The organism is Palleniella muris, from assembly GCF_004792655.1.
Lineage (GTDB): Bacteria > Bacteroidota > Bacteroidia > Bacteroidales > Bacteroidaceae > Prevotella > Prevotella muris_A.
In genome coordinates this window covers 114,540-128,619 of record NZ_SRZC01000007.1, presented here as the reverse complement: position 1 = coordinate 128,619, position 14,080 = coordinate 114,540, and the positions used below count along the sequence as shown (strand labels likewise).

The following is a 14,080-nucleotide window of genomic DNA, read 5'->3' as shown; positions in this document are numbered from 1 at the left end:
TCTTTCCTGTGGCATAAAGACATTATAATTGTCATAACCGTTAAAAAATGAAAAAAGAATGTTGTTGTATATGACCGAATCTTGTAGAGTTGCAGGGAAATGCTTATTTTTGTATGCTCAAACGAACCAAATGATTTTTCCTTATGCCATAGGGGTAAATGCCGTCAATCGTAAGGAATCATGCTGATATCTTATGAAAAGCAATACTATATGACAAAACTATTATTCTACAAGACAGTGGTGACCATATTCTTCGGCATCACAACCATGTCATTCCTCGCATCCTGTGGTGGAGATGAAGAAGGCGGAAACGAAGCCGGCATAAATGTCAATGCCAACGATACACAGAAGAGCCCGCATGCACAGCGACTTGAAGTACCACGCGTGCAGCCGGGCAACAACTATCAGCTGATAGTCAAGTACGATGACGGCATCGGTGTCAACTACATAGTCGAATGGGACAAGACCAGACGTGCGCAGCGTTGGACTTGCTGGCAGTGGACAAAGGCGAATAACTTTAAGGGTTGGCAACGTCAGAATTGGGAAGACGGCGTATACTGGAACGGACAGAAATGGAATGATGACCCGTTCCATGAGGAAAGCGAGATAGATGCAAACTATCAATCCTTGTTGTCCGACTACAAATACTCAGGCTATGACCGTGGGCACATTTGTGCATCAGAAGACCGCATCTGCTCCATGAATGTCAACGGACAGACATTCAGTCTCGCAAATATGCACCCACAAATCCATAACTTCAATGCTGGGGTATGGATGCAAATGGAGATTAAAGTACGTAATTGGGCTGATGTGACAACCAATAACAGTGGGGTGCTTTATGTCTGCAAAGGCGGTACTATTAATAATGTCAACCTCAACGGCAAGCAAGAAAGTGGCACAGTAGGTATGATAAAGAACCGTATTCCTATACCAAAATATTTCTTCATGGCAGTGCTGAAGCAGACGAAGAACAACACCTTTTCCGCCATGGCATTTTGGGCGGAACACAAAAAAGACAACAGTTCCAACCTCACTCCCTACATGATAAGCATCGACGAGTTGGAGGCGCGCACAGGATATGATTTCTTCTGCAACCTGCCTGACAATGTAGAACAGTCTGTTGAAGCCCTTCTCAACACAGACGATTGGAAATAACCATATAGAGCATGATGCTCGATAACTCCAAAATGTGCCACTTTGTACAAAAGCAAAGTGGCACATTTTTATTTGCGAATATTACCTATTATCCGATGTTTATCTCGCGCTCTATGCCGACATCCCTCACGAACTCCTCATCATGGCTTACCACGACCAATGTTCCACGGTAGTTTCGCAATGTTGCAGCAAGTATCTCCATGCTTGCGATGTCTATGTTGTTGGTCGGTTCGTCGGCAATAATCATGTCGGGCGCATTGTCCCCGGCAAGCAGGCAGCATAACGCCAGTTTCATCTTCTCCCCACCACTGAGGTTTCCGCACCTCTTCTCCCATGTCGTGGCATCAAATAGGAAACGGCTCAAAAGCATCTTCAGCTCATGCTCAGGACGCTTGGTGGCACAGCTTTCCAACTGACCATAGACTGTCTGTTTGTTATCTATACATGAATATTCCTGGTCGATATAAACTATTTTCAACACCTCCGCCCTCAGCATCTCGCCGCCCGTAGGCTGCAATTCGCCTGTCATGAGTCTCAGCAAAGTGCTTTTTCCGCTGCCGTTACAACCTTGCAGGCGGATGCGTTCACCACTGTACACTGACAGGTTCAATGGCGCATGCTGCCACAAAACCGCCCTGCCGTCATACGCAAAGGTTACATCCGACGCCTTCAGCAAACGTTTGCTGCCCGGCTTGGAAGAATCGCCGATAGTGAGCCGCATGGCAATCTGTTCGGGAATGGACGCCCTGATGTCTTTCACCTCTTGGCTCATAGCCTGCAGTTTCTCCTCCTGCACCTTGTTCAAGCGTGAGGTGGAAGCCTCCGACTTGTCGCGCAAGTTTCCCATGGCAATGCGTGCAAGCCCTTTCTTTGCGCTCTGTTTCTCTCCTCGTGAAGCATGCTTCTGCTGCCGTTCCATGGTTTTCCGTGCCGCCTTCTCCGCTTTTGCCAGCTCTTTCTGCTGACTTTGCAGACGGGTGAGCCTGGCAGCCTTCAGACTGTCCGTCACCTCCTTGTACTCATCGTAGGGCATCGGATAGTACTGCATCCCATGTTGCGACATCTCATAGATAGCCGGCATAATATTCAGCAGCGTCCTGTCATGGCTGACAATGACAACTGTGCCGTTTGTCCGCCTGATGTGTTCATACAGCAAAGCCCTGCCCTCGGCGTCAAGATGATTGGTAGGTTCGTCCATAAGGGTCACGGCAGGATGATGGATGTCCATGCCTGCCAAGAACACCTTTGTCTTCTCGCCTCCGCTGAGCTCGCTCATCGGCATGTCTGGAGTGACATGCCCGATGCCCCACCGCCAGAAAGCCTCTGCCAAGGATTCATTGATGCCCCAGTCATCGTCCAGCACCGCAAAGTCCTCCTCTGTGCCCTGACCGTCGAGGATGTTGGCAAGAGCCTTCAGTTTCTCTGCTATTCCCAAAGCCTTGGCTACCGTCATGCCGTCAAATTGCCCGAAATGCTGCGGTACAATATACGGCGTTTCGCTGATAACCTGTCCCGACGACGGTGGCAGAATGCCTGTGATTATTTTCAGAAGAGTGGATTTTCCCACGCCATTGTTTCCCACAATGGCACATTTTTCCCCGTCTGCGACGGAGAAACTTATATCATGAAACAATACCTCCTTGTCAGGATGTATATAGGAAATATTCTGAACCTGTAAGCTCATATTCTATTTGTAATCATAAAAAAATAAAACAATTGTGGTACAAATACGCGACTATACATCAGGCGAAACAACCTCTCGCCTTGACCATATTATTACTATGTACAGTCTTTCTTTTTACATGATTACAAATAAATCTGATTGCAAAGATAATGCAAACCGAATGCAAAGGTAATACTTTTATCTGATAATACCGCTATTTTGCCGGGAAAAAATAATTATGGCGCGGATTTTTCATGTTGCGCACCTGACAGACAAGGCTTGCAATGGCAATGTCCTGACTTTCTGCAGGCAAGCCCTTTCTGTCATTTTTGATGCTTTCTCTCGTAGACAAGTTCCACGATGCCGTTGTAACTCAATGTCCTGCGCAATGTCAGATGCAGTCTGCTGTCCGTCTTTCCAAACTGTTTTATCCCACTGCCGAGCAGTACCGGGATGATGGCGATATGGTAGACATCAATCATGTCCCTATCAATCAAGCCAGCAACGGTCTCCGCACCGCCACAAATCCAGATGTCTTTTCCTGTTCCTTTCCGCAGTTGCTCCACAAGCAGGCATGGGTCTGTGTCCCTGAACCTTACCGTTTCGGTGTCGGGCATTGTCGCATCGTGAGTGAGCACATAGGTCACAGCCCCGTCGTATACCCATGCCCCGGGCGAGAGTTCCGTCACAATCTGTTGGTAGGTCTTGCGCCCCATGATGACAGTGTCAATGTTTTCAAAAAACGGAGTCCATGTGTCAGGCGTTTCCGCCTTGTCGTCCTGCCCTTTTATCCAATCGACAGAGCCTTGGCGGTCAGCAATATAACCGTCAATACTCATAGCGATATATAACACAACGTTCTTCATTTTCTACGTTTTCTTTTACTGTTCAATCCGCCATGTCCTTTTCTTACAGTACGGATGTATGGCGTTTCACGATGAGTTGCCTTACTGTTCCTCAACTTCGCAGTTCACTCGGAGTCTTGCCTGTTGAGGCTTTTATGCACTTCGCAAAATATTTCGGGTCGGAGAATCCGCATGAATAGGCTATTTCCGAGACAGAGGCGGAGGTCTCTTTGAGCATCTTCAGCGCGCGTTTCATGCGTGCTTCTTTGAGGAAATCGGCAGGAGTGACACCAAGTAGCTGCTTCATCTTCCTGTTAAGCCCTGAGCGGCTGACAGCTGTAGCGGCAGCAATGTCATTGATTGTGATGTCGCTGTTGGCGATGTTCTTTTCTATGAAGTCCGTCATTTTCTGCATGAACGCCTCGTCCTCTTCCGACAGTCGTGGTGCGATTACTATTGGTGCCTGCGCCTTTTCCTCATGTCTTGGCGCGCTGTCCTCCGCTTCATTCTTGTGGTCAAGCAACCGAAGGTAGGCTTCCAATGTCTCCTTGCGCCGCTTTTCAAGGTTGCGGACATACACAATGGCATAGGTGAGCATGGCGATGCCTGCCACGATGACCAGGAGAATGAGCAGTCTGCCGTACCATGTCTCGAAGAATGTCGGTTCTACAAGTATCGTCACCTTGCGCACATTGTCAGTCCATTGTCCGAGAGCGTTTGTGGAACGTATCAGAAGAGTATGCGTTCCGGCATCAATGTCCCTTATGTCAATGCTGTTGGCTGCCGTCGGATGGCTCCATGTGCTGTCGTTGTCAAGCCGTGTGGCATAACGGATGTAGCGGTTGCCGGTATAATCAATGGCAGCGAAATGCAGTGCGAAATCACGGTTGTGACGCGGTATGCGTATGGTGTCACTGTACTCTATGCTGTAGTCTGCCGGCATATCAGCCACGTGAAGCTGTGTCAGTGCGATGCGTGGAGTGAATCCTTTTGCGAACATTTCGCGTACAGGAACAGTCAAAGCACCCGTTTGCAGTGACAGAAGGAGGCGGTCTTTTCCGATGATTACAGGCTCTGCGTCCGAGAACTGCAGGTTCTCTCCCCAGAAAGCCCTGCCATAGTTCTCAATGTGGGACGTTTCCGTGTCAAGGATTGACACAGTGTTGTTGCACTGTATGATGAGTTTGTTGCCGGAAAGCGGCACGCACGCCATGGTGACGTCCGAGGCAAGACCGTTGTCGGTGTTATGATGCCTGAACGAAAACCTGTCGGCATGAAGGTCTGTTGTAAGCAGCTGGTTAAGCCCGCCGCTTTCCGTGGTGACGAATATGCGCCCCTTGTAGTCCCTTATGACATTCATTGTGGCGTTGTCGGACAGGCTTTCCTTGTGTTTTGCCTCACGAGTGTGCATGCGCCATTGTATCTTTTCTGCCGGTTTGTAGATGTTGTCCGCCACAAGAAGCCCTTTTGTCGTTGTGGCAAGCATGGTGCCGTCGTCAAGGATCAGCAACCTTCTGACGCGCAAACCCTCTGTGGCTTTGACGGCTTTTGCTGTCAGTGACAGCGGTTTTGTGCCTTTTCCTTTGGCAGGTGTGACAACATTTATTCCGCCGACATGTGTCGCTACCCATATCCTTCCTCTCTTGTCTTCCTTCAAATCATAGATTTGTGTGGAGTTTATGCCGGTGACTTTCAGCATGTTGTCCCCTTGCTTGAGGAACAGACCGTGAGGCTTTGTGCCAATCCACAACATGCCGCGACTGTCCTCCAGCAGACTGTAGACCGGCATAAACTCGGTGGATGCCGTCCGAAGCCTGCCGTCTTTGCCGATGTATCCTTGGAGCTGCAGAGCGGAATCAAGCACCGTCAGTCTGCCGTCCTTTGTACCTATCCACAGATTTCCTTTGCGGTCACGGTACTGCATGCGTACAACGGAAGGGCTGATGCCCTCGATGCGGCTCCATCTCCGTGTGTGCGGTGTCTTGCGCAGAAAGCCTTCCGGTGTCATCTGCCAATGGATGCCCCTGTTGTCCGTGAAATCTTCGCATCGGCTTCCATTCTTTGCAAACACCTTCCGCGCCTTTTTCTCTATGCTGCCTGTCACGGGAGTGAAAGACGATGTGCGCACATCGAACAGGAACACATCATAGTCGACAAGGCAATAGATGTTACCGATGGCTGTCTCCGGTGTCACATCGTAGTCAGGCACGATATTGCGGAACCTGTCGCTGCTCATCTCGTTGCCGTCGCCGGGCTTCGCTTTGAACGATACAAAGTTGTAGCCGTCAAAGCGATAAAGACCGTTCCATGACGAGAGCCACAGGAATCCCCGTCTGTCCTGCATGATTTGGGTGACATGCTGGTGGGAGATGTCCGAGATGTCGTCAAGGTTATCGGTGGTGGAAAAGTCCTCCTGCGCGCCAAAGGCAGGGCAGGGGAGCAGTGAGAGGAGCAGGATAAGGATGAGAGGCATGGCGTTTTTTGAGGTTGGGACATGGAAAAATCCTGTATGACGGACTCTTGTCCAAAGCCGCGTCATACAGGATTCTGCAAGAAAATTATCTGATTACGATCTTCCGTCCGTTATGGATGTATATGCCCGGAAGGGCAGGTGCTGCGGTCAGTTTCTGTCCGTTGATGTTGTAGTAATCGTTGGTTGTGCCGGCAGATGTCTCAGGAGCATCGATTGCTGTTGTTTTCGGCACGAACACTTTGATGTTGTCGATGAAGGCACGCTTGGCCGTTGTCTCGATTTTCAGCTGCGGATTGGCAGAGACATCATCGAATGTGAGCGTCAGAGTCTCGAAATCATCGCTTGTCGTTGCCGTGTATTCCTTTGTCTGAGTCTCGCTTCCTGTCATGGAGACTTTTATCTTTCCTTCAACGGTTTTCCAACCCTTGATGTCGAAAGTGACGCAAAGTTTTCCGCCCGGGAACTTGATTGCTCCGGCTTTTGTTGTGATAGAACCGGCTTTTGAGCCTGAACCTAACTTCACAACTCCACCGGCTTCCCAGCCGTTTGTGGCAGTCATCTTGTCACAACCAGACCATTGAGTCCCTGTGTTCGTAAAATCACCTCCTGTTATGCAGCTGAAATCCTCCTCAAAGACTACTGTTCCCTCAATCACAGGCTCGTCAGGTCCCGGCTCATCAGGGTCAGTCGGGTCGGTAGGCTCTCCGCCTTCTCCCGGCAGATAGTCAGCGTAGCGGTCATCATCGGAGCATGTTGTGATGGCTGTGTATGGGTCGAAAGCCACGTCAATGCTGTCACCCCAGACATATTCCGCGAGGGTAGGGAAGTCGATGTACAAGTTTCTGTTCTTCTGAATGGCATAGACAGCAGCGTTGCGGTCAACCTCAGTCTGTGAAACCTTGTCCTTGCGTGTCCATTCGAGGTAGAGTTTGTACGCCCATTCCTGCAATGTAGGCCATGGATTATTATTGTGAATCAGTTTTGTTCCCTCACTTGTCCATGGCAAATCATAGTAGGTTGTCACCATATAAAAATAGGTGCGGCAGAAATCTCCTTTCCATTTGTCGTTAGGCTCCCATATATTGATATTTTTATATGTGCCTGCATCTCCTTTTCCTATCTTCTCAAAAGCATTAGGGTCTTTAGGGCTTGTCACGACTCCCATAGGGTAGTTTCCCTTGTCAGAGTTTGCTTTTGAGTCGGAAGGATAAAGGTGGTTAAGGTCTTTGTAAGCATTGTTGTTAGTATGTCCCCACCATGAATTAGGCATGGAGTGTTCTATATTCATGCCATTGATGGCTGATCCTTTACTTCCGAAATAGTATTCTTTTGCTGTATAGCGGTCAATGCACTGATTGTTTGACGCTATGCGGTCGGTAGTGTAGAACGCTCCCCATGTTTTTTCGCTGCCACTGCCGTAGTCAACGACATTCTTCACTTGGCTGATTTTGTGAATCTGCGCCTTTAGTTCCGCCTTTTTCAGACCTTTCAGGCTCTTTGCATATTCTGCCAGTCCTTTACGGTCAAGACTGTAAGCAGGCGTGACGCTCGCAATGGCAAGTGCCAGTACGGTTATGGATGTAAAAAGTTTCTTCATAGTGTGTCTGTTTTTTGTTTGTTTTGGCAAAGTTACTGCTTTATTGTGAAAAAACAAAAACATTCGTTATTTTTCTTTCGTGCTTGGTGGCATATAAGGCAATGTGCGGTCAGGACAAGCACGGCAGGCATTTGTTTAACGACTTTTCAGGGTTGTTAAGCGGTAAGAATAATTTTGACAAACAACATTCATGGTTTTTCGGATGATTTTCTTTTGAAGACGAGAAAATGACGACAGAAAATGCGGTTTCCATTGTTTTTTGACCTTGTTTTTGGCAAAAATCACTCCGAATAGTTACGATTGGTGATGCAAACCGTTACTATTCACACTGTCAACCGTTACTTTTGTTGTGTGAATTGTTACCTTTTGCACTGTGGAATGGCACTTTTACGGCTTAAAAGCGTGTGGAAGAACAGAGCTTTTTTGTAATCACTTGACAGTCAGGATGTTGGAGGAAAACGTAAAGACAGGGCATATTTTTCGGTATTTCATCTTGTGATTTGGTTCGTCCATGGAATTATGTTAAAATACAGAAAGCGGCAAGTCTGATAACTGTTCTGTTCCGGTTTGGTTAATTATTGCTAATATATATAGGTGTAATATGAATAAATGAAAAGAAAACTGTAATTTTGCGCTGAGTTTTGTAATTATAATGAATATCAATATTTTTATGAAGAAATTCCTTTTGTTTTTCATGCTCCTCCCGGCATGTGCGGTTGCCGTGTCTGCCCGGGAGGCTACGATTGGCATTAACCTTCAGAAGGCGATAGAGATAGCCATTGCCGAGAACCCTACGATCAGGGTTGCGGACAAGGATATTGAGCTGAAGAAGATTGCCGACAAGGAGGCTTGGCAGTCCCTGCTGCCTACGGTGACTGCCGACCTTGCCCTTAACCACAGTATCACCGTTGCTGCGATAAAGACCCAAATGGGTGAGTTCAAAATGGGAATGGACGGCACGACCACCGCGACAGGTACGGCTACGCTTGCTGTCCCTGTGTTCGCGCCGGCTGTCTACCAGAACATGAAGCTGGCGAAGCAGGACATCCTGCTTGCTCAAGAGAAGGCGCGCGCGTCCCGTCTCAGCCTTGTCAACCAGGTGACCAAAGCGTATTATTCCGCCCTTCTTTCAAAGGATAGTTATGAAGTGATGCAGCGCAGCTACAACACGTCAAAGGAGAACTTTGATGTCGTGGACAAAAAGTTCCGGGCAGGGCGTGTCAGCGAGTATGACAAAATCTCTGCCGAGGTGCAGATGCGTGCCATGCACTCCAGTGTTGTGAGTGCGGAGACCGGTATGAACCTTGCCATCCTGCAGCTGAAGGTGCTGATGGGCATCAACACTGATATTGATGTGGACATCCAAGACTCGCTCCGTGCCTATGAACCCTCGCTTACCCTTGCCAATGCAGAAGGCGGAATGGAGGAGGTTCAGAACAATTCCGCACTGAGACAGTTGGACTTGAACAAGGGGCTTCTTGAGCGTTCACGCAAGATTCTCCGCACGAATTTCATGCCTACGGTGGCTGCATCGTTGTCAGGACAGTACTCTTCCTATTCCAACACTGACTGGAACGTGTTCGGATACAAGTACTCTCCAAGTTCCACGTTTGTGCTTTCAGCAAGCATTCCTATCTTCAAGGCAAGCAACTGGACAAAGTTGCAGTCCAACCGTGTGCAACTTGAGCAGCTCGCCGACACGCGCCGTGATACGGAACGACAGCTTTCCATGGCAGCACAGAGCTACAGGCAGAATATGCTCAAGACCATTGCCAAACTGGAGTCTGACCGTGAGGCGGTGAAACAGGCTGACAAGGCTGTGAACATTGCCGGCAAACGCTATGATGTAGGTCGTGGCACAATCCTCGAACTGAACCAGAGCGAGACGGCTCTTGTGCAGGCGGAACTGACATACAATCAGAGCATTTACGACTATCTGTCCAACAAGGCTGACCTGGACTATACGCTTGGGCGTGAATAAAACATCAACAATTGCAAGAAAACAAAACCAGAACCATTATATAGGATGAAGAAATATTTTATTATAGCTGCTGCAATGCTTGCAATGGCAAGTTGCGGAAACAAGAACAAAGAGGCAGAAACAGTTGCCGAAGAGTTGCCGGAGGTGAAGCTGGCGACTGTCCATAGTGATGTCTTGCCACAGACGGAGACTTATACGGCGGTAGTGGAGAGTGACGTGAAGAACAACATCTCACCTAATGTCGCTTACCGCATAGAGAAGGTTCTCGTGGATGTCGGCGACAGAGTGAAGAAGGGACAGGTGGTTGTGCAGCTTGATGCGTCAAGCCTGCGACAGCTGAAACTGCAGATAGACAACCAGAAACTGGAGTTCAGCCGTACCGAACAGCTTTACAATGTAGGTGGAGCAAGCAAGACAGAGTACGACAATGCCAAGATGCAGCTTGACGTCCTGCAGACCCAGTATGCACAGATGTCTCGTAACACACAGCTCTATGCTCCTATCAGCGGTGTCGTTACGGCACGCAACTATGACAATGGCGATATGTACAACGGCACTCCTATTCTCACAATCGAAGAGACAAGTGTGGTGAAAATCGTGACAAACATCTCTGAAATCCATTATAAGGACATCAAGAAAGGTCAGGCTATCGACATAGAGCTTGATGCTTATCCGGGCGAGAAGTTCGTGGGACATGTTTCAATCATCCACCCAAGCATTGATGAAGCGACACACACTTTCCCTGTGGAAATCACAATCAGCAACCAAAATCAGAAAGTCCGTCCCGGAATGTTTGCCCGTGCGACAGTGAATTTCGGCAGCCAGGAGCATGTCCTCATACCTGATGAGGCTCTTGTCAAGCAGATTGGTGCCGGCGACCGCTATGTTTATGTCTATGATGCGGCAAAGCAGACAGTAACATATAATAAGGTGGAACTTGGAAAGCATATAGGCAAGACTTACGAAATCTTCTCCGGTGTGAAGGACGGCCAGCAGGTTGTCGTTGCAGGACAGTCACGCCTTGCCAACGGAAAGAAAGTGAAAGTCGTGAAATAAATGGGAGGGCGGTTCTTCATGTTATATTATGTTGCATCATGATACGGCATGATGCAACATGATATAACCAATTTTTAATACAACAAAACCAACATGACACTATACGAAGGCGCGGTCAAACGACCGATTATGACGAGCCTGTGTTTCTGCGCCGTCATCATTTTCGGTATATTCTCCCTGATAAAGCTCCCTATCGACCTTTATCCGGACATCGATACCAACACAATCATGGTCATGACGTACTATAACGGTGCGTCAGCCAATGACATAGAGAACAACGTGACACGCCCGCTGGAGAACACTCTGAACTCTGTCGAGCACTTGAAGCATATCACGAGTAATTCACGTGAAGGAGTCTCCGTCATCACCCTGCAGTTTGAGTATGGCTATGACATTGACGACTTGACGAATGATGTGCGAGACAAACTTGACATGATAAGCAACTCCCTTCCTGACGAAGCCCAGTCGCCTGTCCTGTTTAAGTTCTCCACGGACATGATTCCTATACTCCTCCTTTCGGTGGAGGCGAATGAGTCGCAGAAGGCATTGTACAAGATACTCGATGATGTCGTCGCCAACCCTTTGGCGCGTATCGACGGTGTCGGCACGGTGAGTATCTCAGGTGCTCCAAAGCGAGAGATAAACATCTACATGGACCCTCGCAAGATGGAGGCTTACGGACTGTCGCCATTGCAGGTGAGTCAGGCTGTCAATGCCGAGAACCATAATGTCACAACGGGTACTGTCGATATAGGCACCCAGACGTTCACCGTCCGTGTGGAAGGTGAGTTCAGTGACCCTAAGCAGATGGAGAATGTCATTGTCGGCACCAAAAACGGTGCGAATGTCTATCTGAAGGATGTCGCACGAATAGTCGATAATGTGGAGGAACGTGCACAGCGCACGTTCACCAACGGCACGCAGGGTGCCATGATTGTCGTGCAGAAGCAGTCTGGTGCGAACTCCGTTGCCATTGCCGATGCTGTGATGAAGAAACTTCCGGAGTTGCAGAACAATCTTCCTTCCGACGTTAAGTTGGGAGTCATCGTCAATACTTCGGACAATATCCTCAACACCATAGGCTCTCTTGAGGAAACAATCGCCTACGCCATGCTCTTCGTGGCATTGGTTGTGTTCGTTTTCCTTGGACGCTGGCGTGCTACAATGATTATTGTCATCACAATCCCGATGTCGCTCATCGCATCGTTCATCTACCTGTATGCCACCGGCGGCTCATTGAACATGATTTCTCTCTCATGTCTTTCCATTGCCATCGGTAACGTTGTGGACGATGCCATTGTGGTTTTGGAGAACGTTACGACACACATCGAGCGCGGCTCCTCACCAAAACAGGCTGCCATACATGGCACTCAGGAGGTGGCTATCTCCGTTGTGGCTTCCACGTTGACCATGATTGCCGTGTTCTTCCCTCTTACCATGGTGACCGGTATGGCAGGTGTGCTCTTCAAACAGTTGGGTTGGATGATGTGTATCATCATGACCATATCCACTCTTTCGGCACTCTCGTTCACGCCGATGCTGTGTTCACTGATGCTTAAGCTGAAGAAAAAGCAGAGCCCTCTGTTCAAAAAGCTCTACTCGCCTGTAAGCAAGAGCCTTGATGGGCTTGACGATTGGTACGAGAAAAAGATTAACTGGTCGGTGCGCCACCGCAAGACTGTCCTCGCAGGATGCTTCGCCTTGTTTGCCGGAACGATAGCCCTTGCCGGAATCTTCGGCATACAGTCGGAGTTCTTCCCTGCCAACGACTCCGGTCGTGTGGGTATCACTCTGCAGTTGCCTGTAGGCACACGTGTGGAGATTTCCGAGGAACTTGCAAAGAATCTTGTGAAGAAATGGCAGCAGCGCTACGGCGATGACTTGCAGTCATGTAACTTTACTGTAGGTCAGGCAGGTGATGACAACACATGGGCATCACTTTCCGACAACGGTTCACATATCATTTCGTTCAACATAATGATGGTTCCGTCCAATGAGCGTGAGAAGGGTCTGGCAGCAATCTGTGACGAGATGCGTGCAGACTTGAAGGCTATTCCTGAGCTGGCGAAGTACCAAGTGAACCTTGGTGGCAGCAGCGGAGGCTCCATGGGTGGACAGGCGACAGCCACTTTCGAGATTTATGGCTATGACATGAATGCTACAAGTGATATCGCACACACTCTTGCCGACAAGCTCCGCAAGGAGAACATTGTGACTCAGGTATTCATCTCACGCTCCGACTATCAGCCGGAAGTGGTGGTGAATTTCGACCGTGAGAAACTGGCGCAGCAGAACATCGGCATGCAGACAGCAGCAAGTGCCGTGCGCAACATTATAAGCGGTTCGCGACTCTCTTATTTCCGTGAGGACGGCGAGGAGTATGACATCAAGGTTCGCTATGAGCCTTCTGCCCGTATCTCTGTCAATGACTTGGAAAACATGGTTATTCCTAACGGCTATGGTCAGAACATACGTATCTGCGACGTGGCTACTGTGGAGGAGAGTGCCATCCCGCCTACAATCGAGCGTAAGGACCGACAGCGTTATGTCACTGTCAGTGCGGTGCTTGCCGACGGCCATGCCTTGTCGGAAGGTGTAGAACTCGGTCAGTCTATCTACAAGAAGATGGACCTCCCGGCAGGCGTTACTGTCCAGGTTGCCGGCTCTTACGAGGACCAGCAGGACTCCAACCGCGACCTTGGCACACTGGGCATCCTCATCATCATCCTTGTGTTCATCGTCATGGCAGCACAGTTTGAGTCAATGACCTATCCGTTCATCATCATGCTCTCAGTGCCTTTCGCCCTCTCGGGTATAATCCTTGCACTTGTGATAACACAGACAACGCTCAGTGTCATGTCAATGCTCGGTGGCATCATGCTTATCGGTATTGTGGTGAAGAACGGTATTGTACTCATCGATTATACCAACCTCATGCGTGAACGTGGCAACGGGCTCATACGTTCCGCTACAATCGCAGCACGAAGCCGTCTGCGTCCTATCCTCATGACCACACTCACCACTATCCTCGGTATGGTTCCTATGGCTGTGGGACAAGGTGTCGGTGCTGAGATGTGGCGTCCGATGGGTGTCAGCATCATTGGTGGCCTCTGTGTCTCCACTGTGCTTACGCTGATTTATGTCCCTGCGATGTTCTGTATCTTTGGCGGTGTCGGCACCAAGAACAAGCGCCGCCGGATGCGTGAGGAGCGCGAACTTGACGCTTACTGGGCAGAACATAAGGAAGAAGAGCAACTCAATAGGGCAAAATAGTCTGTAAAACAACAATGGTGGGGCGTAACTGCCCCAC

8 protein-coding genes are annotated in these 14,080 nt (G+C 49.1%); 4 read left to right on the top strand and 4 right to left on the bottom strand.

Features of this window, described 5'->3' with window-relative positions:
• Window positions 1-210: 210 nt before the first annotated feature.
• The gene (locus E5358_RS05940) at window positions 211-1,155 is read left to right on the top strand and encodes a DNA/RNA non-specific endonuclease (RefSeq protein WP_168354596.1); all 945 of its coding nucleotides are present in this window, start codon (window positions 211-213) and stop codon (window positions 1,153-1,155) included.
• An 88-nt stretch (window positions 1,156-1,243) separates the two neighbouring features.
• Here E5358_RS05940 and E5358_RS05935 read toward each other — a convergent pair whose 3' ends face one another.
• The 4 genes from E5358_RS05935 to E5358_RS05920 form a co-directional block, all read right to left on the bottom strand.
• Window positions 1,244-2,839: an ABC-F family ATP-binding cassette domain-containing protein gene (locus tag E5358_RS05935; protein ID WP_135939318.1), complete on the bottom strand. Its 1,596-nt coding sequence runs from the start codon at window positions 2,837-2,839 to the stop codon at window positions 1,244-1,246.
• A gap of 302 nt (window positions 2,840-3,141) precedes the next feature.
• Window positions 3,142-3,684 carry a dihydrofolate reductase family protein gene (locus E5358_RS05930; protein WP_135939317.1) on the bottom strand — a complete coding sequence of 181 codons (543 nt, stop codon included), beginning with the start codon at window positions 3,682-3,684 and terminating at the stop codon, window positions 3,142-3,144.
• 91 nt (window positions 3,685-3,775) lie between these two features.
• Entirely contained in the window at window positions 3,776-6,136 is a 2,361-nt protein-coding gene (locus E5358_RS05925) for an AraC family transcriptional regulator (protein WP_168354595.1), read from the bottom strand.
• Between the two features lie 85 nt (window positions 6,137-6,221).
• Window positions 6,222-7,733: an endonuclease I family protein gene (locus tag E5358_RS05920; RefSeq protein ID WP_168354594.1), complete on the bottom strand. Its 1,512-nt coding sequence runs from the start codon at window positions 7,731-7,733 to the stop codon at window positions 6,222-6,224.
• A 670-nt stretch (window positions 7,734-8,403) separates the two neighbouring features.
• Here E5358_RS05920 and E5358_RS05915 point away from each other — a divergent pair.
• The 3 genes from E5358_RS05915 to E5358_RS05905 all read left to right on the top strand — a co-directional run bounded on the left by E5358_RS05915 (window position 8,404) and on the right by E5358_RS05905 (window position 14,043).
• A complete protein-coding gene (locus E5358_RS05915; RefSeq protein ID WP_277821179.1) occupies window positions 8,404-9,714 on the top strand; it encodes a TolC family protein in 1,311 nt (436 codons plus the stop codon).
• Between the two features lie 45 nt (window positions 9,715-9,759).
• A complete protein-coding gene (locus E5358_RS05910) occupies window positions 9,760-10,770 on the top strand; it encodes an efflux RND transporter periplasmic adaptor subunit (protein ID WP_135939314.1) in 1,011 nt (336 codons plus the stop codon).
• A gap of 93 nt (window positions 10,771-10,863) precedes the next feature.
• A complete protein-coding gene (locus E5358_RS05905) occupies window positions 10,864-14,043 on the top strand; it encodes an efflux RND transporter permease subunit (protein ID WP_135939313.1) in 3,180 nt (1,059 codons plus the stop codon).
• Window positions 14,044-14,080 lie beyond the last annotated feature (37 nt).